A 22051-nucleotide genomic window follows, 5' to 3' on the forward strand; every position below is an offset into this window, starting at 1 on the left:
GGTTCCGACGTGGACAGAGCTACGAACCCCTACACGCCCAACGCAGGCGCATCGCCGCGCTACCTCGCCGGTCGGCGCGCCGAGGTCGAAGACTTCCGCATCTTGCTGCGCCGCCTCGGCCGCGGATACACCGAGCAGTCCGTCGTGGTCACTGGCCTTCGAGGCGTCGGCAAGACGGTGCTGCTGGGTCAGTACCAGGCCGTCGCAGCCGACGAGAACTGGGTCGCCATCGACGCCGAGGTCTCGAAGAACACGCCCTTCGGGCCACAGCTCGCCAACCTCGCGCGTCGCGCACTCCTCCAGGTCTCGCCCAAGGCCCGGTGGGGCTCTCGCGCACGAGCCGCCGCGGGCGTGATCAAGTCCTTCTCCCTCACGGTGCAACCGGACGGCTCCCTGACCGGTGGGCTCGACGTCGAAGCCGAGCACGGGCTGGCCGACACCGGCAACCTCAACGACGACCTCGCCGACGTCTTCGAGGCGCTCGGCGCTGCAGCGCGCGAGCGAGACCGAGGTGTCGTCTTCCTCTTCGACGAGGTGCAGTTCCTCTCCAAGACGGAGCTCGAAGCGCTCATAGGCGCAGTGCACCGCACCGTCCAACGCCAGCTGCCGGTGACCTTCGCTGGGGCAGGTCTGCCCCAGCTGCCCGGACTGGCCGGCGACGCCAAATCCTACGCGGAGCGACTGTTCAAGTTCCCTGAGATCGGACCGCTCCCCCCGGAGGCGGCCGCGGAAGCCCTCGTCGAACCGGCGCGCGCTGAGGGCGTCACCTTCGCCGCCGCCGCTGTCACCGACGTCGTCAGCTACACCGACGGCTACCCGTACTTCATCCAGGAGTTCGGCAGGGCTGTGTGGGACGTCGCCGAGGGGCCCACCATCACGGCCGCTGACGCACGAGCGGCGGTGGACCTCGTCGAGGCGGAGCTCGACAGCTCCTTCTTCCGTAGCCGGGTCCAGCGGTCGACCCCCGAGGAGCTGCGCTACATGCGCGCCATGGCCGAGCTCGGAGCGGAGGCGCAGAAGGCCTCGGACGTCGCCGAGGTACTTGGCAAGGCCTCGGAGCAGGTGGCGCCGCTGCGCGCCCGCCTCATCAACAAGGGACTTCTTTACACACCCCGGTATGGCTACGCCAAGTTCACCGTTCCGCAGTTCGACCGCTTCATGCACCGCTACATGGCCCTGGACGACGTCCCACCGGCCTGATGGCAGAGAAGCGCCTCAGGCAACTCGAGACGAGTCGCGTCTACGACAGTCCGTCACTCGACCGGCACGATCGCCACGTCCTCCATCAGATCAACGACGTGCACAGGCGCCTATCCTCGGCGCTGCAGAAATCTCCGCGCTCGACCGCAATTCTCCGGCGCTCCGCGCAGGCGCAAGCCATCCGCGGCTCCAACAGCATCGAGGGCTACGTCGTGTCGGAGCAGGACGCCCTCGCCGCGGTCGACGACGACGAGCCGATGAGCGCCGACCAGCGGACCTGGGCCGAGATCGTCGGCTACCGCCGCGTCCTCACCTACGTGCTGCAGCTGGCGTCCACGCCCGGCTTCCGCCTCGACGCGATGACCCTCCGCTCGATGCACTTCATGCTGCTCGAGCACGACCTGAGCAAGAGCCCTGGCCAGTACCGCCCCGGGGTCGTCTACGTCCAGGACGAGGCGACCGGTCAGGCCGTCTACGAGGCGCCGGACAGCGACGCCGTGCCGGCCCTCGTGGACGCCTTGGCGGAGCGGCTCGACGCAGACCGCGGGACCGACCCGCTGGTGCGTGGCGCGATGGCGCATCTCAACCTCGTCATGGTCCATCCCTTCCGCGACGGCAACGGCCGGATGGCCCGCGCCCTGCAGACCCTCGTGCTCGCCCAGGACGACGTCCTCGAACCGAGCTTCTCGAGCATCGAGGAGTGGCTCGGCCGCAACACCGAGGACTACTACCGCGTGCTCGCCGCCACGGGCCATGGCGCGTGGCGGCCTGAGCGCGACGCCCACCTCTGGGTCAAGTTCTGTCTGCGCGCGCACCACATGCAGGCGCAGACGCAGGCGCGGCGCTTCCGCGAGGCTGAGGAACTCTGGAGTGCCATCGACGCGCTCGTCACCGACCACGGGTTGCCGGAGCGCACCGCCGACCTGCTCTTCGACGCCGTCCGGGGTGCGCGCATCCAGCGACCGTCGTACGCCCGTCGCGCCGGCCTCGAGGACCGGACGGCCACCCGCGACCTCGGACGGCTGGTCGACGCCGGCCTGCTCCACCCGTACGGGCAGACCCGAGGCCGCTACTACGAGGCGACCGAGCGGCTGATGCACCCGTTTCTCGCTATGCGCTCCGGACGACGGCCACTCGAGGACCCGTTCCCCGAGCTCATGGACGAGATCCGGCGAGCATCGCCACCGGTCACCGAAGCACGGACCGTCTGACTGCCCGAGCCGGCCAGTACGGTCCGCGCGTGATCACCACCGGGGTCGACCTGGCGACGGAGCCCGTGAAGACGGGGATGGCGACGATCCGGTGGGGCACCGACGGCGCGGTGCTGACAGACCTTCGTCTCGGCGTGGACGACGGTGCGATTGTCGACGCGGCGGCGACGTCGACGAAGCTCGGCCTCGACTGCCCGCTCGGCTGGCCCGACGTGTTCGTCGAGATGCTGACGAGGCACCACACCGACCACCTCGAGCCCCACGCGCTGGACGACGCCGACTGGCGCCGTGGTCTGGCCAACCGCGCCACCGACGTGGCGGTCACGCAGACGACGGGGCTGCGACCGCTCAGCGTGGCCGCGGACCGTATCGGCCTGACCGCGATGCGGGCGGCCAACCTCCTCGGCCGGCTCGCCGCCGCGGGCTCGCCTGTCGACCGTGCGGGCACGGGCGTCGTCGTCGAGGTCTACCCCGCGGCGTCTCTTGCGGTCTGGGGTCTCGGCTCCCGCGGGTACAAGGGCAGTTCTCGGACGGCGGCGCTCGGGGCGCTCGTCGACGGCCTCCTGGAGGCCGCGCCGTGGCTGTGGCTCGGTGAGCACGAGGACCTCTGCCGGCGGCGTGACGACGCCTTCGACGCGCTGGTCGCTGCACTGACCGCCCGCGCGGCCGCGCTCGGGCTCACGTCCGCGCCGACAGACACGCCTGCGAGGGCCCGCGCCCGGCGCGAGGGCTGGATCGCCGTGCCGACGTCCGCGCTCAGGGACCTCAGCTCCTAAAGTCTTTGAGGGAGCCTCGTCAGGCGTAGGGCGAGCGTGGTACGGACGATCAGTTGTGCCGGGGGCTACCAATGTCACGTCACCACACCGGCCAGGGAGGGTGCAGGCGGAGACGACCGTGACGCTGCACCGCCTCGACGAAGACTTCTCAGAGACGTTGTGACCGCCGACCACGGAGACGAGGGTCCAGGACCCCCTCCTGATCCGCTCAGGTCGTGCGGACGAGCCTGAGCCCTTGTCGACCCACCTGCGGCGACGGCTGGCCCTCCGGCGCGAGTGACGGCGCCACCGTCGTCATCGCCAGCCCGAAGGTGAGGTCGTGCACGTCCTCAGGGCGGAGGCCGAGCGCATCGGCGACGTCGCGCGTCGTCGTCCCGCTCTCCCGGAGAGCGTCGAAGACGATACGCAGGACCTTGGACCGCTCGCGGGCGATGCCCGCCGGCTCACCTGCCCTGTACCCCATCTGGGTCAGGCGTACGCAGTTCTGACGGTAGGTCCAGTCGCTCATCCGCCCCGCCGCGTGAAGGCTCCGGTTGAGCGCCATAGCTGAGACCCCGAAATACGCCTTGCTGCGGACGACCTGCGGCGCGGCGACCTCCCGACCGACGCGGGTGCGGAGCTCCTCCACCGGCATGAGCAGTGCCGCGGCGAACTGGTCCGCCTCGCGCTCGAGGTCACCACCCCCGGAGCGTGAGTGCAGCACGAGGTGCCCCAGCTCGTGCGCGAGGTCGAAGCGGGCCCGCTCCGGCGTCTTCGACGTCGTCAGGAAGACGTACGGCGCCCCGTCGTGCCACACGCTGAAGGCGTCGACCTCCGCCGCGCCGGCGGGCAGGGTCAGGACCCGTACGCCATGGGCCTCGGCGAGGTGGACGAGGTTCGGCACCGGTCCCGTCGGCCGGCCCCACCGCCCCCGTAGTGCCGACGCAGCACGCACCGGGTCGTCGTGGTCGAGCTCCGGCAGATCGACGTCCGGCACCGTGAAGCGCTCGAGCAACCAGGCGTAGAGCTCGATCCCGATGCGCCCCGCCGCGGTGGCCGCGGCACGCTGCCCGGCGGAGGTCCGCCGGCGGGCGCGGAAGGCGACGCGCTCGTCGTCGACGAGGTCCAGGGCGGGACGCCGGAGGAACTCGCTCGGCACGTCCAGGGCCTCGGCCAGGGCCTCGCCGGCCTTGGCAGGGGCGCCCTCCCGCTCGTACGTGCTGACGGTGCGCGGGGTGACACCCAACGTCCGGGCGAGCGAGGTCATCGTCAACCCGCGCCGCTGCCGCGCGATGGTGACGCGGGAGGGGTCGATGGGCTGCGACTCAGCGGCGCCCGACCCGGACCTCGACATCGCCGTCTCCCTCACCGTCGTCACCTGCATCCCGCGCCGACCCCACGTCGGGTCCGAAGGTCAGCGGCGGCAGGAGGATGCGCTCCACCCAGCCGGTGACGTGACCAGTCTCGTCGACGCGGACCGGCAGGGACAGCTCGGCCCTGAGCTGCTGCGGATCCTCGTCACTGAGGTAGTGCAGGAGGATCCACGTCTGCACGCCGTCGGTGCGCTCGGCGGAGGGATCCGCGACGACCCTGACGTCGAGGGGCAGCGCCATCTGCTCGTTGATGTTGACCGCCTGGACGGTCGACCGACCTCGAGCTCGAGCGGTCTGCGGCGTCACCTCGACCTCTCCCGTCCCCCGGTCGCCCCGTGCGACGAGGACCGCCGTGGTGCGGTCAGGGCTCAGCACACGCGGGGAGTTCCGGACGTCGTCGGGCACCCAGTCGAGCTGGACCTCCAACTCGCGTCGAAGCGTCTCGACGGTGGCCAGCCAGCGCAGGATGCCGGCGGCCGTCACGGGGTGGTGCTCGGTCGCCTGCTGTGCGGACGTCTGCCCCGCTTCGAGCGCCATGATGAGCACGCCCCGCGCGAGACCCAGCTCCTCGAGCCGACGGTCGACGTCGCGCCCGCTGACGACGCGGACGGCGCCCTCTCCCTGCGGCACTGCGGTCATGAGACCTCCCCGTGGTGTGGAGCCACAGCCTCTCACCAGAGTGCGCAGAACCAGAAGACCAGCAGGTCAGCGCGCGTGTCGCCGCACGATGTCTGCAGCCGTGAGGTGCCACGACGCCCCGCCTCGCCACCGACGGGGCGTCACGCAGGACCGCTGGCCGGTCGCCCCAAGGCATCCTTGATGTGCTGAACGGGCATGTTTCTCGAGGTATCGGCGGAGACGGACGGTCGGCAGCGACCGGCAGGATGCGCCCATGACCGACGCCCGCCGCCTCGTCGACAAGCTCTGGTCGTACTGCAATGTCCTGCGCGACGACGGCGTCGGCACCATCGAGTACACCGAGCAGCTGACGTACCTGCTCTTCCTCAAGATGGCCCACGAGCGCGACGAGCGGGCCAACCCCTTCGCCAGCCGCGACAGCGCGCCGAAGCAGCGCATCGTGCCGAAGGAGCTGTCCTGGCAGACGCTCCTCGACGCGGAGGGGCAGGACCTCGAGGACACCTACTCGCGCATCCTCCGGGAGCTGGGCCGCGAGCGCGGCGTCCTCGGAACCGTGTTCCGCAAGGCGCAGAACCGCATCCAGGACCCGGCGAAGCTGCGGCGCCTCGTCGTCGACCTCATCGACAAGGAGGCGTGGTCGGGCACCGGCACCGACATCAAGGGCGACGCGTACGAGGAGCTGCTCTCCCGTGGCGCCGAGGACGTGAAGTCCGGTGCTGGGCAGTACTTCACCCCACGGCCGCTCATCGAGGCCGTCGTCGACTGCGTCGACCCGACCGTCACCGACACGGTCATCGACCCTGCGGCCGGGACCGGCGGCTTCCTGCTCGCCGCCCACGAGCACGTCGCTCAGGCGCCGGCGTCCCGGGACTACACGCCGCCGCAGCGCAAGCATCTGGACGAGACACTCGTCTTCGGCACGGAGCTGGTCGACGGCACCGCACGCCTGGCGGCCATGAACCTGCTGCTGCACGGCATCGGCAAGCTCGGCGGAAAGAGCCCGGTCGACGTCCGCGACTCGCTCATCGCACCGCCGTCGAGACGCGCGACCGTCGTCCTCTCGAACCCGCCCTTCGGGCGGAAGTCGTCTCTGACCATGGTCGGCGCGGACGGCCGCGAGGTGCGGGAGGACCGGGAGATCGAGCGCCAGGACTTCGTGGCGACGACGTCGAACAAGCAGCTCAACTTCGTGCAGCACATCATGAGCCTGCTCGAGATCGACGGGCGTGCCGCCGTCGTCCTCCCCGACAACGTGCTCTTCGAGGGCGGCGCCGGCGAGGTGCTGCGACGACGCCTGGTGCGCGACTTCGACCTCCACACGATGCTGCGGCTGCCGACGGGCATCCGACGCGCAGGGCGTCAAGGCGAACGTGCTCTTCTTCGACAAGCGGCAGGCGCGCAGCGACGAGCGGCCGTGGACCGAGCGGCTGTGGGTCTACGACCTGCGGACCAACCAGCACTTCACGCTCAAGCAGAACCCGCTGCGGCGCCACCTCGACGACTTCGTCGAGTCCTACAAGCCCGGACGACCGCGGGCGGAGCGCGAGGAGAGCGCGCGCTTCCGCTCCTTCGCCCACGACGAGCTCGTGGCGCGCGACAAGGCCAACCTCGACATCACCTGGCTGCGCGACGCCTCGCTCGAGGACCTCGACGCGCTGCCCGCGCCCGAGGTCATCGCCCGCGAGATCGTCGAGGACCTCACCGCGGCGCTGGCCGAGTTCGAGGCGGTGGCAGCGGCTCTCGAGGCGTCGGCGGCCGAGCGCGAGGCCCCGTCACCTGTCGCTGACTGACCGCGAGGAGCGGTGTGCTGAGGACGCGGCCCACCGCGTCCTCAGCACACCGCTCCCCCGCCCGGGTGTCCGATCCACCCCGCCGACGCGCACGCGGGCGGACACGACCCCGCCGTCGCGCCGCGCGTGCGCCAAGATGCCCGCCGTGACCACCCCGGCCGGCGTGCGCGCGCCCGACCTGCGCATCCCCGCGGAGCTGCTGCCCGCCGACGGCCGCTTCGGGTCGGGGCCGAGCAAGGTCCGCCCGGCGCAGGTCGCGGCGCTCACCGGGATCGCGCGGACCGTCGTCGGCACCTCGCACCGGCAGGCGCCCGTCAAGGACCTCGTCCGCCGCGCCCGCGAGGGCCTCGCCGCGCTGCTGGGCGCCCCCGACGGGCACGAGGTCGTCCTCGGGAACGGCGGGTCGACGCTCTTCTGGGACGTCCTCACCGTCGGGCTCGTCCGCGAGCGCGCGCAGGCCTGCGTCTACGGCGAGTTCACGGCCAAGCTCGCCACCGCCCTCGCCGCCGCCCCGTTCCTCGCTGAGCCCGACGTCGTCCGGGCGCCCCACGGGTCGCTCGCCGTCCCGGAGGTCCGCGCGGGCGTCGACACGTACGCCTACGCCCACAACGAGACGTCCACCGGCGTCGTGGCCCCCGTGGTCCGGCCGGCGGGCGCCGACGACGACGCGCTCGTCGTCGTCGACGCGACGTCGGCCGCCGGCGGCGTGCCCGTCGACCTGGCCGAGACCGACGTCTACTACCTGGCCCCGCAGAAGACGCTGGCCTCCGACGGCGGGCTGTGGCTCGCCGTCTGCTCCCCCGCCGCGCTGGCGCGGGCCGAGGAGGTCGCGGCGCTCGGCCGCTGGACGCCGGCGTCCCTGTCCTTCCCGCTGGCCCTCGAGGCGAGCCGCAAGGAGCAGACGCTCAACACGCCGGCCGTCGTCACCCTCGCCCTCCTCGTCGACCAGCTCGAGTGGCTGCTCGAGCAGGGCGGCCTCGCCTGGGCCGCCGAGCGCACGGCGGCCTCCAGCGGCCACCTCTACGCGTGGGCGCAGGAGCGGGAGTGGGCCCGGCCCTTCGTGGCCGACCCGGCGCACCGCTCCCCGGTCGTCGGCACGGTCGACGTGGTCGCGCCGGTCGACGCCACGGCCGTGCGCGCGGTGCTGCGCGCCAACGGCGTCGTCGACGTCGACCCCTACCGCGCGCTCGGGCCCGACCAGCTGCGCGTCGGCATGTTCCCCGCCGTCGAGCCCGCCGACGTGCAGGCCCTCACGGCGTGCGTCGACTGGGTCGTGGAGGCCCTGTCGTGAGGGGCCCCGGCCCGAGCGGTCGCCACGGCCGACGTCGCAGCCCCGCCCCCGGCGGCGCCGCGCGGGCCCGCATGGCCGTGCGCCGCGCCGAGCGGGCCTCGCGCGCCGGAGCGGCCTGCGCCGAGCAGGGCTCGGCGCGGGGGGCGGCCGCGGCCCCGGTCCGTAGGCTGCCCGACATGTCCCGCACCGCAGCGTGGGCGGTGGACGGCGCCCGCTTCGTCCTCCAGCGCCTCGTCCTCCGCCCGCTCGTGCGGTCGGTGGTCTCCGTCGAGGTCGAGGGCGCCGAGCGGGTCCGCGACCTGCCGACGCCCTTCGTCGTCGTCGCCAACCACTCGAGCCACCTCGACGCGCCGCTCGTCCTCGGGGCGCTGCCGCCGCGCGTGAGCCAGCGGCTCGCCGTCGCCGCGGCGGCCGACTACTTCTTCGACGCGCGGTGGCGCGCGCGCATCACGGGCCTCGTCTTCAACGCCTTCCCCGTCGACCGCGGGGGCACGCGGGGCAGCCACCGCGGCCTCGCCGCCCAGCTGCTCGACGAGGGCGTGCCCCTGCTCCTCTTCCCCGAGGGCACCCGCTCGCGCGACGGCTCCATGGCCCCCTTCAAGGTCGGCGCCGCCGCCCTCGCCGTCACGCGCGGCGTCCCGGTCGTGCCGGTCGGCCTCGTGGGGGCCTACGCCGCGATGCCGCGCGGGCGCAGCTGGCCGCTGCCCGGGCGCCCGCCCGTGCGGGTCGTCGTCGGCGAGCCGCTGCACCCGCGCGAGGGCGAGAACGCCCGAGCCCTCACCCAGCGGGTGGCGCTCGCGGTCGAGCGGCTCGTGCACGGGCAGGACGAGGCCGACGGCGAGGGCGAGGGCGGCCCGGGCGTCGTCGCCGTCGTCGAGACCGAGGCGCGGCGAGCCGCCGACCCTGCGGAGGCGTCCCTCCCTCCGCAGGGTGAGGCCTCCGGTGACCCGGACGACGCCTCGACGGCGCCCGACCCGGGCCGCGACGAGGGGCGCCCCGGCGCGGGGGCATCATGAGCCCCATGGACGACGCGGCGCCGCAGACCACCCCCCTCGACGCCCCCGGGCGCTCGCCGCGCACCGACCAGGCCGCGCAGGACGCCCGGGAGGGCGACGGCGGCAGCGGCGTCCAGCACATGAAGTGGTGGGGCTGGGGCCGCGAGGGCGTCAGCTTCGACCACCGCGACAAGCCGAAGCTGCAGCCCTTCGTCCTCGAGAAGGTCGGCGTCGACCTCGACACCCCGGGCCGCCCCGCGCTCGACTTCGACGAGCTGCCGGTGCCGGACAGCCGCGCCCCCGAGGAGCTGCTCGCGGCGCTGCGGACGGCGGCCGGCGACGGCCACGTGCACACCGGCGCCATGGAGCGCGTCGTCCACACCTACGGCAAGAGCCTGCGCGACCTGCTGCGCCTGCGCGCGGGCGACCTGCCCCGCACGCCCGACGTCGTCGTCTACCCCGGGGACGAGGACGCCGTCCGCGCCGTCGTCGACGCCGTGGCGGACGCCGGCGCCGTGCTCATCCCCTTCGGCGGCGGCAGCAGCATCTCCGGCAGCCTGCACCCGCGCGCCGACGAGCAGCGCCCCGTCGTCTCCCTCGACCTGGGCCGGATGAACCGGGTGCTCGAGGTCGACGAGCACTCGCGCCTGGCGCGCGTGCAGGCCGGCGTCCTCGGCCCCGACCTCGAGGACCAGCTCGGCGCGCGCGGCTGGACGATGGGCCACGTCCCCGACTCCTTCACGCACTCGACGCTCGGCGGCTGGATCGCCACGCGCTCGTCCGGGGCGCAGTCCGACAAGTACGGCGACATCGCCGACCTCACCCGCGCGCTCCGCGTCGTCCAGCCGGGCCGCACCGTCGCCACCCGCCCGGTGCCGAGCGAGGCCACGGGCCCGAGCGTCCGCGACATGCTCATCGGCTCCGAGGGGCGCCTCGGCGTCATCACCGAGGCGTGGGTGCAGGTCCACCGACTGCCCGAGAACCGGCAGATCCTGGGCTACTTCTACCCCTCGTTCGAGGCGGGCCTGGCCGCCATGCGCGACATCGCCGCGAGCGACGCCTCCACCGTGCTCACGCGGGTGTCGGACGCGAACGAGACGGCGTTCTCCTTCGCCACCGGCAAGCGCAGCCGCGGCGTCTCCCACCTCGTCAGCTCCGGGCTCAAGACCGTGCTGAAGCGCCGCGGGTGGGACCTCGACGCGATCTGCCTGTCCTTCGTCGGCTTCGAGGGCGGCGCCGACGCGGTCAAGGCCAACCAGGCGATCGTGAAGAAGATCGTCAAGGCCCACGGCGGGATCGTCGTCGGCAAGGGCCCGGGCACGCTCTACGACCAGAAGAAGTTCGACACGCCCTACATCCGCGACTACATCCTCGACCGCGGCGCCCTCGCCGACGTCTCGGACACCGCGGCGTCCTGGTCGACCCTCCTGCCGCTGTACCGCCACGTGCGCGAGCAGGCCGACCGCGCCTTCGCCCGCGTGGGCGTCAAGGGCTGGATCATGTGCCACCTGTCGCACAGCTACCACGGCGGCGCGTGCCTGTACTTCACCTTCGCGTTCCAGCAGGTGAGCGAGACGCCGCTCGTGGAGTACGACGTCGTCAAGGGCGCCGTCCAGCAGGCCTTCGTCGACGCCGGCGGCACCCTCTCGCACCACCACGCCGTCGGCACCGAGCACGCGCAGTGGCTCGCGGAGGACATCTCCCCCGCCGGGCGCGCGATGCTCGGCGAGCTCTTCGCCGCGGTGGACCCGCAGGGGCAGATGAACCCCGGCGCGATCGTCGACTGACGCTCCGCCGCCTCGGACCCTCTCCTCGGACTTCGTAGCCCTTCTCCGCTCAAGAGGGCCTCCGGGACGGAGTTCGTAGCCTTTTTCCCCCGCCAGAGGCGCCGGAGACGGACTTCGTAGCCCTTCTTCGTCAGGGGAGGGCGGCCAGCGCCCCGGCGCCGAGGCGGTGGACGACGTCGACCCGGTCGAGCCCCTCGGGCCGGTGGGTGAGCAGCAGGACGCCGCGACCGGAGGCGGCGTCGAGCAGGTCGGCCACGAGGGCCTCGGCGGTCGGCTCGTCGAGGCCCTCGGTGGGCTCGTCGAGGACGAGCACCGCCGGGTCGACGAGGAGGGCCCGCGCCGCGGCGAGACGACGGCGCTCGCCCCCCGAGACGACGCCCTCGCCGAGCCACGTCCCGAGCCCCGCGGGCAGGCGGGAGAGCCACTCCCCCAGCCGGACCCGCTCGAGGACGGCGACGAGCTCGGCGTCCGTCGCGGCGGGGCGGGCGAGCCGGAGGTTCTCCCGCACGGTCGAGGCGAAGAGGTGGTCGCCGTGGTCGCCGACGACCGCGACGCGGCGGCGGACGTCGTCCCCGGCCAGCGCGCGGACGTCGACGCCGCCGAGCCGCACCGCGCCCGCGCGCGCGTCGAGCAGGCGGGTGAGGACGGCGACGAGCGTCGACTTGCCCGAGCCCGACGGGCCGAGGAGCGCGACGCGGCCGCCGTCGGGGACGTCGAGGTCGAGGCCGTCCAGTGCCGCGGGGCGCGCCGGGTCCCAGCCGGCGACGAGGCCCCGCACCTCCAGCGCGGACGAGACCGGCAGCGGGGCAGGTGACGTCGGTTCCGCGACGACGACGGGCGCCGTCGCGAGCGCGTCGAGCCGGGCCCGGGCCTGGCGCGCGCGCCGGGCCGCGAGCGCGGCGTCGACGAGCTGCTGGGCGGGCTCGGTGAGCGCGAGGACGACGAGCACGAGGACGGCGGCGGCCTCGACGCCGAGGGCGCCGTCGCGCAGCGCCGCGGCCACGGCGGCCGCGACGCCGACGACGGCCGCCCCCACGCCGGCGTGGCCGAGCGCCGTCGCGAGGCCCGCCTCCCGGGCGCTGCGGGCCTCGGCCGCGGCGAGCGCGGCGCTGCGGCGCGCGGGGAGCGCGAGCGCCGTGGCCTCGCCGCGGACGGCGAGCTCCTCGGCGCCGTCGAGCGTCTCGGTGACGGCGTCGACGACCTCGGCGCGCGCCCCGGCGACGGCGGCCTCGCGCCGACCCGCCATGCGGTCTGCCACGAGCGGTGAGACGACGGCGGCGAGCAGGATCCCGACGAGGACCGCGGCCCCCGCCGCGGGCGCGAGCGCCGTCGCGACGCCGACCACGACGACGAGCGGCACGGCCGCCGCGAGCGCCGGCAGCCGCCCGCGCAGGAGGCCGTCGACCCGGGCGTCGACGTCGTCGACCACGCGGGCGAGCAGCGCCCCCCGCCGCTGCGGCCCGGGCCCGGGCACGCGCGGCACGAGCGCCGCGTAGACCTGCGAGCGCCACGCGCCGAGGCGGGCGAAGGCGACCTCGTGGCTGACGAGACGCTCGAGGTAGCGCAGCAGCGGCCGCGCGACGGCGGACCCGCGGACGAGGACGACCGCCGTCGACAGGCTCAGCACGGGCGGCAGGTCCGACGCCCGGACGAGGAGCCACGCGGCCGCGCCGGTGAGCACGAGCCCGGACACCCACGACGACGCCCCGAGCGCGACGGCGGTGCCCGGCCGGCCCGAGGCCCAGCGCCAGACCCGCCCTGCGCGCCCACCGGCCGCAGCGGTCGTCCCCCGCACCTCGTCGACACCGTGTCGCCGGGACGGGGTCCCGGACGGCGAGGTGTCGACGAAGTGCCCGGAAGAGGCACCCCGCGAAGGCGAGGTGTCGACGAAGTGCCCGGAAGAGGCACCCCCCGAGGGCGATGTGTCGACAGAGTGCGGGGTGGGGGCGACGACGTCGACAGCGCGGTCGACGGCGGCGAGCAGGGCACGGCGGTGCGAGACGACGAGCACCGCGCAGCCGCGGGTGGCGGCCTCGTGCAGGCGCGCGACGACGACGGCCTCGGCGTCGGCGTCGAGGTGGGCGGTCGGCTCGTCGAGCAGCAGCACGACGGGGCGCCGGGCCGCGAGCGCCAGCGCGCGGGCGAGCGCCAGGCGCTGGCGCTGCCCGGACGACAGGCCCGCGCCGCCCTCGCCGAGCGGCGTCGCGAGGCCCTCCGGCAGGGCGGCGACCTCGGCGGCGAGGCGGACGTCGGCGAGGGCCGCCCAGCGCTCGTCGTCCGTGGCGAGGGGCGCGAGGGCGTCGGCGACGGTGCGCGCGTGCGGCAGCGTCGGCCGCTGCGGGACGTGGACGACCCCGCCCCCGACACCACCTCCGCCTCCGGCGGCAGGACCGCCGACGGCGACCGAGCCGGCGACCACCGGCTGGACCCCGGCGAGCACCCGCAGCGCCGTCGTCTTGCCGGCGCCCGAGGGGCCGCGCAGCGCGACGAGCTCGCCGGCACGCACGGCGAGGTGCGGCAGGTCGAGCGCGTCGACGACGGCGCCGGGGTGCCGCACGCGGACGCCCGCGGCGGCGAGCGACGGCTCGCCCGTCACCGGAGCGGGGCGTGCCAAGGCGGCGCCCCCGCCCGCGAGCACCGCATCCACCTCGTCGACGACGGCGGTCGCGTCGGCGGCGGCGTGGAAGCGGGCGCCCACCTCGCGCAGCGGCCGGTAGGCCTCCGGCGCGAGGAGGATGACGAGGAGGGCGGGCAGGAGGTCCATCGAGCCGGCGGCGACCCGCAGGCCCGCCTCGACGGCGACGAGGCCGACGGACAGCGTCCCGACGAGGTCGAGCGCCGTCGAGGACAGGAAGGCGAGGCGCAGCACCCGCGTCGTCTCGGCGGCCTGCCGGCGCGTCATGTCCGCGACGACGGCGACCTGGCGCTGCGCGCGACTGAAGAGCCGCAGCGTCGGCAGCCCCTGGACGACGTCGAGGAAGTGCCCGGCCAGGCGCTGCGTCGCCTCCCACCGCTGCTGCGCGCGCTCGGCGGTCGCCCACCCGACGAGGGCGGCGAACACCGGGACGAGCGGCAGCGTGACGAGCACGACGAGCGCGGACGCCGGGTCCACGAGCAGCATGGCGAGCACGACGAGCGGCGGCACGACGGCCGCGACGACGAGCGAGGGCAGGTACCCGTCGAACCACGGCCGCAGCGCGTCGACGCCGCCCGTGAGCAGCGCACCGAGCCGCGACGGCCCGTGCTGCGCCACCCACGCGGGGCCGCGCCGGACCACCGCCGCGAGGACGGCCCGCCGCACCTCGTCGACGGCGACCGCCCCGGTCCGCGTCGTCAGCACCCGCTCGGCCCAGGAGAGCACCGCCCGCAGCAGGAGCCCGGCGGCGAGCAGGGCGAGCCAGCCGTCGACGCCCAGGGCGGGCCGCTCCCCCGCTCGCCCCGGGTCCGCCAGGGCGACGAGCGCGGTGACGAGCCCCGCGAGGACGCCCGCCAGCGCGACCGTGACGAGCGCCTGCAGCGCCGACGCGACGACGACGGCCGCCACCCACGGACGGGCGCCCGGCGCCTGCCGCAGCAGCCGCGGGTCGACCGGGCCGCGCGGCCGACGACGGGCCGCGGGTCCGGCAGCGCCCTCGGCGCCGCCGCTCACGTCGCCACCCGCTCGCTGGCCACGCGCTGGCGGAGCACCCAGTACGAGAAGGCCTGGTAGGCCACGACTCCCGGCAGGACGAGCACCCCGGCCCAGCTGATGAGCCGGAGAGCCGAGTCCGTGGCCGACGCCGAGGCGAGGGTCAGCGACCACGCCGGGTCGAGCGTGCTGGCGAGGACGACGCCGTCGGCGATCTGCGCCGTCAGCGCCGCGATGACGCCGGCGGCGACGACGACGGCCGTGCCCGCGAAGGCGGCGGCCTCGCGGCGCCGGGCCACGAGCAGCGCGACCACGGCGAGCACCGCGGCGGCGCCGGTCTCGAGGACGGCAGGCCCGCTGCCGACGAGAGCCGTCACCAGGGCGACGACGGTCAGCGCACCCGCGCCGACGCCCGCGACGACGACCGCCGTGCGCCGCGCCCGCACCCGGAGCGGCCCCGTCGTCCGCAGGCCGATGAAGGTGGCGCCGAGCAGCAGCGCCGCGCTGACGGCGACCACGGCACCGGCCAGCGCCTCCCACGAGGCGAGCGGCGCGAGGGTCCGCGCGAAGCCCGCCCCGAGGCCCCCCGCGGACGTCACCTCGCCGTCGGCCCCGAGCGCGAGGCCGCGGGCGAGGACGGTGAGGAGCGCGCCGAAGAGGGCGACGACGCCGAGCGACGTCGCGGCGAGCCACGCGTCGCACCGCCGGCGCCACGCGGCGCCGGCGTGCTTGCCGCGGAACTCCAGCGCGACGCCGCGGCCCGCCAGCAGGAGCAGGACGAGCACGAAGGGCAGGAAGAGTCCGGACATGAGCGCCGCGTACCAGTCGGGGAAGGCGGCGAAGGTGACGCCGACGGCCGCGACGAGCCACACCTCGTTGCCGTCCCAGAACGGGCCGATGGTGCGGACGGCCGCCGAGCGCTCGTGGTCGTCCCGGCCCAGCAGGGGGGCGAGCGCGCCGACGCCGAAGTCGAAGCCCTCGAGGACGAAGAAGAGCACCCAGCACAGCACGACGAGGGCGAACCAGACGGTGACGAGGTCCACGGCGGTCTCCGAGCTCGAGGCGGGTCAGCGGTGAGGGGTCAGCAGGGGGGGTCAGTAGCTGGGCGCGAGGTCGCCCTGGCGGCGGCCGCCCGGCGCGCCCTCGCCGTCGGCGGCCGGCTCGTCGCCGCCGTGGCCGTCGCCGCCGTGGCCGTCGGCGTCGTCCCGCTCGCCGCCGGAGAGGGCGCCGGTGTCGAGGTCCTGCCGCGTGATGTGGAGCACGAGACGGGTCCACACGACGGCGATGACGCCGTAGACGACCGTGAAGGCAGCGAGCGCGGCGAGCGCCTCGCCGGCGGTGAGGCCCGGCGAGATCCCGTCCTCGGTGCGGGTGAGCCCGAAGGCGAGCCACGGCTGGCGGGCCGTCTCGGTGAAGACCCAGCCGAAGGTGCCGGCGGCGGCGGGCAGCAGGGGCAGCACCGGCAGGAGGCGCAGCGCGCGGCGCACCCATCGGTTCCCGACGGGGAGCTGGCGCCCGCGCCGGGTCGCCCAGAGGTAGGCGGCGGCGATCGCCGCGGCGGCCATCCCGATGCCGATCATGGCGCGGAAGGACCAGTAGGCCATCCACACGACGGGCGCGTAGTCGCCCGGGCCGAACTGCGCGGCGTACTGGGCCTGGAGGTCGTCGATGCCCTGGACGATCGCCGTCGGGTCGCCCACGGCGAGGACCGACAGCAGGTACGGGACGTCGAGGCTGAAGAACGGCTCGCCGCCCCCCGGCCGACCGATGGCGAAGATCGAGAAGGGGGCGCCGGCCGTCGTCGTGTAGAGGGCCTCGGCGGCCGCCATCTTCATGGGCTGCACCTGCGTCATGACCTTGCCGAGGACGTCGCCCGTCAGCGCCGTGAGGGCGCCGCCGGAGAGCGTGAGCCAGGCGCCGACCCGGGCGAGGGTGCCGAAGGCGAGCCGCTGCTCGTGGTCGTCGCCGTCCTCGGGCTCGCCCGGCTCGCCGAGGCCGGAGGCCGTCGGCACGTGCACCCAGCGGCGCCAGGCGCCGACGGCGAGGAGCAGGGCGCCGCCGAGCATGGCCGCGCCGGCGATCGTGTGCGGGAACGCCGCGAGGTTCACGGGGTTGGTCATGAGGCCGAGGAAGGAGTCGAGGCGGGCCCGGCCGCGCTCGGCGTCCCAGGTGTAGGCCACCGGGTTCTGCATGAAGGCGTTGGCCGCGAGGATGACGAACGCCGAGATGAGGGTCCCGACGGCGACGACCCAGATCGTCGCGAGGTGCAGGCGCCGCGGCAGGCGGTCCCAGCCGAAGTACCAGAGCCCGAGGAAGGTCGCCTCGAGGAAGAAGGCGAGCATCCCCTCGATGGCCAGCGTGGGCCCGAAGACGTCGCCGTAGGCGCGGGCGAAGTCGCTCCAGCCCAGGCCGAACTGGAACTCCTGCACGAGCCCCGTGACGACGCCGACCGCGAAGGTGACGAGGAGCAGCTTGCCGACGAGCAGCGTGAGGCGGCGGTACCGCTCGCGCCCCGTCCGGTGCCAGGCCGTGTGCAGCCCGGCCGTCACCGCGGCGAGCGTGATCGACAGCGGCACGAACAGGTAGTGGTAGATCGTCACGACCGCGAACTGCAGCCGCGTGATGTCGAGCACGTCGAGCGCCATGGCCGGTCCGTCCTGCCCGTCGGGGGAGTCCCGAGCGCCCTCTACGACGCTCGCCGTAGATACTACGCACCGTCGTACGTCGGCTTGCGTACGGGGTGCGGCGTACGACGAGCGGTCGTCGTCAGCCTCATGGCGGCGGTACGCTCGCCCGATGGCCGGGACGGGACTGGGAGACCTCGAGCGCGAGGTCATGGCGCAGCTGTGGGGCGCGCGCGAGCCGATGACGGTGCGCCAGGTGCACGAGAGCCTCAGCGCCGGACGCTCCCTCGCCTACACGACCGTGATGACGGTGCTCGACCGCCTGGCGAAGAAGGGCGTCGTCCGCCAGGAGCGAGCCGACCGCGCCTACCGCTACGCCCCCGTGCAGACCCGCGAGGAGATGACGGCGGCGCTCATGCTCGACGCTCTCGGGGCCGCGCCCGACGACGCCGCGCGCGACGCCGCGCTCGTGCACTTCGTCGGCCGGGTCGGGCCCGAGGGGGCCGCCGCGCTGCGCGCGGCCCTCGAGGCCTCCCGCCCCGCCTGAGCCCGGCCGCGCGCGCGTGACGTCGATCGCGCTGGGCGCCCTCGGCCTCGCGCTGTCGCTGCTCGTCCCCGAGGCCCTGGCGCGCGCCCGGTGGACGGCGAGGGTGCCGCGCGCGTCCGTCCTGCTGTGGCAGGCCGTGACCCTCGCCTCGGTCCTGTCGGCGGTCGGCGTCGTGCTCGTCGGCCCCGAGGAGCTCGTCCGGGCGCTCGACACCGGGCCGGACGTCGAGGCCTGGGCGCTCGTGGGAGCCCTGCTCGTCGCCGCGCTCATCACCGCCCGCCTGCTCGTGTCGCTGGCCGGCGTCATGGTGCACTCGCGGCGGCGGCGGGCGCGGCACGCCCAGCTCGTCGACCTCCTCGACCGCGCCGAGCAGCACGCCGACCTCGAGACCCCGGGCGCCGCGCCGCTCCGCGTCCTCGACGGGCCCCTGCCGCTCGCCTACTGCCTGCCGGGCCGCTCGCCGCGCGTCGTCGTCAGCGGGGCCGCGCTCGACGCCCTGAGCAGCGACCAGGTCCGCGCCGTCATCGCGCACGAGCAGGCGCACCTGCGCGCCCGGCACGACCTCGTCCTCGAGTCCTTCACGGCCGTCCACCGCGCCGTCCCCGCGCCGCTGCGCAGCCGCACCGCCCTCGACGCCGTCCACCTGCTGCTCGAGATGGCGGCGGACGACGTCGCGCGCGCCCGCTCCGGGGCGGGGCCGCTGCGCGAGGCGCTCGTGACGATGACGTCCACCGGCGACCTCGCGACCACCGCGACCGACGGCCCGCCCGCCGGGGAGGCCGCCGACCGCGACCGGCGGCTCGAGCGCCTGCGCGGGGCCGCGCCGACGTCGTCGCGCCTGCGCGCCGGCGTCCTGTCCCTCGCGGTCGCCGTGCTCGTGCTGCCGACGGTCTTCCTCGTCTGGCCCTGGCTCGTCGACGCCCTCGCCGCGGCGCCGCTCCTCGGCCGCTGAGCGCCCGGGGCCGCTCCCCCGGCGTCCTGCCGACGAAGCGCCCCGCAGCGCACCCCCTCACGGCGATGTCTCGACGACGTGCCCCCTCAGCACCCCTCCTCACGGCGTCGCGTCGACGACGTGCCGCCCTGAGCGTCCTCGGACGGCGATCTGTCGACGGAGTGCGGCGGCGGTGCGGTCAGTCGGAGGTGATGTCCCCGGCGGCCCGGCCCACGCGGGTCGTGCCCGGCCGGGCGGCGCCGATCCAGCCGACGGGCGCCTCCCCCGCTGCGGACGGCGCGTCGTCGGAGCCCGCCTCGGCCACGACGTCCGCGCTCGCCGGTGCGCCCGACGCGTCGTCGGCGGCGACCTCCGACGGCTCGGCACCTGCTCCGGTACCGCCGTCGCGCAGGTGGACGTCGAAGAAGGCGAGGATGCGGCGCCGCGCGTCGGCGGAGGCCTCGTGGTCGTGCGAGAGGCCCATGACCCGGCGCATGAGCGGCACGAGCGGCGAGGTGTCCGCCGTCCGCGTGATGAAGCCGTGCTGCGCGTCGGCGTACTCGTGCACGTCGTGCGGGACGCCGGCGCGGTCGAGCGCCGCGGCGACCCGGGCGGCGCCCCCTGCGAGCATCTTGTCCTTCCCGCCGAAGCTGGCGACGACCGGGCACGCCCCCTCGACGGCGCGGTCGAGGGCGGCGTCGTCGTCCGGGAGGATCCCGTAGTTGACCGACGCCGCCGACCACCCCGGGCGCCCGGCGAGCAGGAGCGCGAACCCGCCGCCCATGCAGAACCCGATGACGCCCACGGTGCCGGTGCAGTCCTCGCGCGCGGCGAGCGCGGCCCGCGCCGCCTCGATCCGCGCGAAGGCGGGCCCCTCGCCGCGGCTCACCTGCTGCAGCGTGCGCGCGACGCACGGCACCCGCCCCCAGCCCTGCGTGCGCCCGTCCTTCGCGTAGAGGTCGGGGAGCATCGCGACGTACCCGGCGGCGGCGAGCCAGTCGGCCTGGTCGCGCATGTCGTCGGACATGCCGAACGCGTCGTGGACGACGACGACGCCCGGCCACGGCCCCGGGTCGCGCCGCGTCGCCGGCGGCGTCGAGACGTACGCCGGCATGCCCGTGGCGCTGTCGCCGTCGGGGCCGGGGACCGTGGTCGTCGTCATGCGGGCACCCTCGTCCGCTCGTCCCCGCCGCGCACCCCAGGGCCGGCGCCGGCGCGTCGCCCCCACGCCCCCCGGCCCGGGAGGGCGACGTGTGGCCATATCGCCCTACACCCACCACCAGGAGGGCGACGTGTGGCCATATCGCCCCGCACCCGTCCCCCGTGAGGGCGATGTGTGGCCATATCGCTCTACGGGCCGGGCGCGAGGGCGACATGGCCACACGTCGCCCCTCCGGAGCGCCTCACCAGGGCGACATGGCCACACGTCGCCCTCGGGGGGTGCGCCGGAGCCGGCGGTTCAGGCGGCGCTGCGGGACGCGCGGCCGCCGGCGGCGTCGAGGGACTCGCGGGCCGCGGCGCCCTCGTCGGGGTGCAGCACCTGCAGGTGCGGCTGCTCGCGCAGCGAGTACCGGATGCGCAGGTGGTCGCGGCGCTGCACCCAGAGCACGGCGCCGGCGACGGCGACCAGCGCCGAGATGCCGCCGACGTAGATCGTCCACCGCGCGCCGAAGACGTCGCCGACGAGCCCGATGAGCGGCGACCCGATGGGCGTGCCGCCCATGAAGATCATCATGTAGAGCGCCATCACCCGGCCGCGCATGGCCGGGTCCGTCGTCGACTGCACGTAGGTGTTGGCGGCCGTCATCATCGTCAGGCTCGACAGGCCGACGGGGATGAGCGAGAGGGCGAAGGAGGTGTACGTCGGCATGCTCGCGGCCACGAGCGAGGCGACGCCGAAGGCGCCCGCCGCCCCGAAGACGAGCCGCAGGCGCGGCACGTCCCGCCGCGCGGCGAGCAGGGCGCCCGACAGCGATCCGATGGCGAGGATGGACCCCAGGACGCCGTACTCCGTGGCGCCCTTGTCGAAGACCTGCGTCGCGACGAGCCCCGTCGTCAGCTGGTAGTTCATGCCGAGGGTTCCGACGGTGCCGATGACGACGAGGATGACGACGACGTCGGGCCGTCGGCGCACGTACCGCAGCCCCTCGCGCACCTGCCCCTTGCCCTTGCGGGCCGCCGGGAAGGAGTGCAGCTCCGAGGTCCGCAGGCACCCGACGGCGACGACCGTCGCCGCGAACGACACGGCGTTGATGAGGAAGACCGGACCGGTGCCGAAGGCGGCGATGAGCAGGCCGGCGACGCCGGGGCCGATCAGCCGGGCGCCGTTGAAGGACGCGCTGTTGAGGCCGATGGCGTTGCCGAGGTGGTCGGGCGGCACGAGCGCCGCGACGAAGGTCTGCCGCGCCGGGGCGTCGAAGGCGGTCGTCAGCCCGAGGAGGGTCGCGAGGGCGTACACGTGCCACAGCTCAGCCTGCTGCGTGACGACGAGCAGGCCCAGCACGAGGCCCCACAGGCCGGAGAGGCCCTGGGTCCACATGAGCAGCTTCCGCTTGTCGAAGCGGTCGGCGACGACGCCGGCGTAGGGGCCCAGCAGGAGCATGGGCAGGAATTGCAGCCCGGTGGTGATGCCCACGGCCACACCGGAGCCCGCCGTCAGCACCTGGAGGACCAGCCAGTCCTGGGCGACGCGCTGCATCCAGGTGCCGACGTTGCTGACGAGGGCGCCGGCGGCCCAGATGCGGTAGTTGCGGATGTGCAGGGAGCGGAAGGTCGCGCTCACGGGGCCACCACCCGCCGCAGGATCTGCGCCGCCTCGGCGAGGACGGCGCGCTCGTGGGGGGTCAGCCCGGCGAGGCGCTTGGTCAGCCACTGGTCGCGACGTCGTCGGGTGGCCTGCAGGAGCTCCCTGCCCGCGGTCGTCGTCTCGACGAGCACCTGGCGGCGGTCGTCGGGGTGCGGGCGGCGGGCGACGAGGCCGGCCTCCACCAGGGCGGCGAGCGAGCGCGTCATCGACGGCGGCTGCACGTGCTCGGCCTCGGCGAGCGCGCTGGGCGTCATCGGCTCCAGGCGCTCCAAGAGCGCGAGGACGGAGTACTGGCTGTCGGGCAGGGCGTCGTCGGCGCGCTCGGCGCGGATGCGGCGCACCGAGCGCATGAGCGCGACGCGCAGGTCGGCCGCGAGGACGGAGGGGCCGGTGCCGGGGGCGCTTCGTCGCGCCGTCCCGCCGTCGCCCGCGGGGGCGCGCTCGGCGGGGCGGGTGCGGAGCTGCTGGGGCACG

At 75.1% G+C, this 22051-nt stretch carries 16 protein-coding genes and 1 pseudogene; 9 read left to right on the top strand and 8 right to left on the bottom strand.

Going from position 1 to position 22051, the window contains the following annotated elements:
• Positions 1–9: 9 nt before the first annotated feature.
• The 3 genes from Q0789_RS02795 to Q0789_RS02805 are packed head-to-tail and all read left to right on the top strand — an operon-like array spanning position 10 to position 3187.
• A complete protein-coding gene (locus Q0789_RS02795) occupies positions 10–1200 on the top strand; it encodes an AAA family ATPase (protein WP_298801896.1) in 1191 nt (396 codons plus the stop codon).
• A complete protein-coding gene (locus tag Q0789_RS02800) occupies positions 1200–2411 on the top strand; it encodes a Fic family protein (protein WP_298801897.1) in 1212 nt (403 codons plus the stop codon). Before Q0789_RS02795 ends, Q0789_RS02800 begins: the two co-directional genes overlap by 1 nt.
• A gap of 29 nt (positions 2412–2440) precedes the next feature.
• Positions 2441–3187 carry a DUF429 domain-containing protein gene (locus tag Q0789_RS02805; protein ID WP_298801898.1) on the top strand — a complete coding sequence of 249 codons (747 nt, stop codon included), beginning with the start codon at positions 2441–2443 and terminating at the stop codon, positions 3185–3187.
• Positions 3188–3395: 208 nt separating this feature from the next.
• Here the strand turns inward: Q0789_RS02805 and Q0789_RS02810 are convergent, their stop codons facing one another.
• Both Q0789_RS02810 and Q0789_RS02815 read right to left on the bottom strand, forming a co-directional pair.
• Positions 3396–4535, bottom strand: coding sequence for an XRE family transcriptional regulator (locus Q0789_RS02810; protein ID WP_298801899.1), 1140 nt, complete (start codon positions 4533–4535; stop codon positions 3396–3398).
• Entirely contained in the window at positions 4492–5178 is a 687-nt protein-coding gene (locus Q0789_RS02815) for a hypothetical protein (RefSeq protein WP_298801900.1), read from the bottom strand. Before Q0789_RS02815 ends, Q0789_RS02810 begins: the two co-directional genes overlap by 44 nt.
• 253 nt (positions 5179–5431) lie before the next feature.
• On the opposite strand from Q0789_RS02815, the pseudogene Q0789_RS02820 reads away from it, so the two are divergent.
• The 4 genes and pseudogenes from Q0789_RS02820 to Q0789_RS02835 all read left to right on the top strand — a co-directional run bounded on the left by Q0789_RS02820 (position 5432) and on the right by Q0789_RS02835 (position 11041).
• Positions 5432–6968 (top strand): annotated as a pseudogene (locus tag Q0789_RS02820) (class I SAM-dependent DNA methyltransferase).
• 145 nt (positions 6969–7113) lie between these two features.
• Positions 7114–8259, top strand: coding sequence for a phosphoserine transaminase (gene serC, locus Q0789_RS02825; RefSeq protein WP_298801902.1), 1146 nt, complete (start codon positions 7114–7116; stop codon positions 8257–8259).
• 176 nt (positions 8260–8435) lie between these two features.
• On the top strand, positions 8436–9275 hold the full coding sequence (locus tag Q0789_RS02830; RefSeq protein WP_298801903.1) for a 1-acyl-sn-glycerol-3-phosphate acyltransferase: 840 nt from the start codon (positions 8436–8438) through the stop codon (positions 9273–9275).
• A gap of 5 nt (positions 9276–9280) precedes the next feature.
• Positions 9281–11041 (top strand): FAD-binding oxidoreductase, encoded by a 1761-nt coding sequence (locus tag Q0789_RS02835; RefSeq protein ID WP_298801904.1) that lies wholly within the window; start codon positions 9281–9283, stop codon positions 11039–11041.
• A 130-nt stretch (positions 11042–11171) separates the two neighbouring features.
• On the opposite strand, the gene cydD is transcribed toward Q0789_RS02835, so the two are convergent.
• From cydD to Q0789_RS02850, 3 genes are read right to left on the bottom strand one after another with little or no spacing between them, the layout of a single operon-like run.
• Positions 11172–14690, bottom strand: a complete 3519-nt coding sequence (gene cydD / locus Q0789_RS02840) for a thiol reductant ABC exporter subunit CydD (protein ID WP_298801905.1) — start codon at positions 14688–14690, stop codon at positions 11172–11174.
• Complete coding sequence (gene cydB, locus Q0789_RS02845; RefSeq protein ID WP_298801907.1) at positions 14687–15712, bottom strand: cytochrome d ubiquinol oxidase subunit II; 1026 nt, start codon at positions 15710–15712, stop codon at positions 14687–14689. Before cydB ends, cydD begins: the two co-directional genes overlap by 4 nt.
• A gap of 51 nt (positions 15713–15763) precedes the next feature.
• Complete coding sequence (locus Q0789_RS02850; RefSeq protein WP_298801909.1) at positions 15764–17314, bottom strand: cytochrome ubiquinol oxidase subunit I; 1551 nt, start codon at positions 17312–17314, stop codon at positions 15764–15766.
• Positions 17315–17465: 151 nt separating this feature from the next.
• On the opposite strand from Q0789_RS02850, the gene Q0789_RS02855 reads away from it, so the two are divergent.
• Positions 17466–17840, top strand: a complete 375-nt coding sequence (locus Q0789_RS02855) for a BlaI/MecI/CopY family transcriptional regulator (protein ID WP_171202443.1) — start codon at positions 17466–17468, stop codon at positions 17838–17840.
• A 16-nt stretch (positions 17841–17856) separates the two neighbouring features.
• The gene (locus Q0789_RS02860; protein ID WP_298801914.1) at positions 17857–18792 is read left to right on the top strand and encodes a M56 family metallopeptidase; all 936 of its coding nucleotides are present in this window, start codon (positions 17857–17859) and stop codon (positions 18790–18792) included.
• 178 nt (positions 18793–18970) lie between these two features.
• On the opposite strand, the gene Q0789_RS02865 is transcribed toward Q0789_RS02860, so the two are convergent.
• The 3 genes from Q0789_RS02865 to Q0789_RS02875 form a co-directional block, all read right to left on the bottom strand.
• Positions 18971–19933, bottom strand: coding sequence for a dienelactone hydrolase family protein (locus tag Q0789_RS02865; protein WP_298801916.1), 963 nt, complete (start codon positions 19931–19933; stop codon positions 18971–18973).
• 297 nt (positions 19934–20230) lie between these two features.
• On the bottom strand, positions 20231–21553 hold the full coding sequence (locus Q0789_RS02870; RefSeq protein ID WP_298801918.1) for an MFS transporter: 1323 nt from the start codon (positions 21551–21553) through the stop codon (positions 20231–20233).
• The gene (locus Q0789_RS02875; protein ID WP_298801920.1) at positions 21550–22050 is read right to left on the bottom strand and encodes a MarR family winged helix-turn-helix transcriptional regulator; all 501 of its coding nucleotides are present in this window, start codon (positions 22048–22050) and stop codon (positions 21550–21552) included. The genes Q0789_RS02870 and Q0789_RS02875 overlap by 4 nt, the downstream gene beginning before the upstream one ends.
• Position 22051: the final 1 nt, after the last annotated feature.

It is taken from the genome of uncultured Pseudokineococcus sp. (assembly GCF_947499845.1).
In the GTDB taxonomy this organism is placed as follows: Bacteria; Actinomycetota; Actinomycetes; order Actinomycetales; family Quadrisphaeraceae; genus Pseudokineococcus.

Coding starts and splice junctions, on each gene's coding strand:
- Q0789_RS02830 (WP_298801903.1), top strand. CDS start 8,436: ATGTCCCGCACCGCAGCGTGGGCGGTGGACGGCGCCCGCTTCGTCCTC.
- Q0789_RS02815 (WP_298801900.1), bottom strand. CDS start 5,178: ATGACCGCAGTGCCGCAGGGAGAGGGCGCCGTCCGCGTCGTCAGCGGG.
- Q0789_RS02835 (WP_298801904.1), top strand. CDS start 9,281: ATGGACGACGCGGCGCCGCAGACCACCCCCCTCGACGCCCCCGGGCGC.
- Q0789_RS02855 (WP_171202443.1), top strand. CDS start 17,466: ATGGCCGGGACGGGACTGGGAGACCTCGAGCGCGAGGTCATGGCGCAG.
- Q0789_RS02800 (WP_298801897.1), top strand. CDS start 1,200: ATGGCAGAGAAGCGCCTCAGGCAACTCGAGACGAGTCGCGTCTACGAC.
- Q0789_RS02850 (WP_298801909.1), bottom strand. CDS start 17,314: ATGGCGCTCGACGTGCTCGACATCACGCGGCTGCAGTTCGCGGTCGTG.
- Q0789_RS02865 (WP_298801916.1), bottom strand. CDS start 19,933: ATGACGACGACCACGGTCCCCGGCCCCGACGGCGACAGCGCCACGGGC.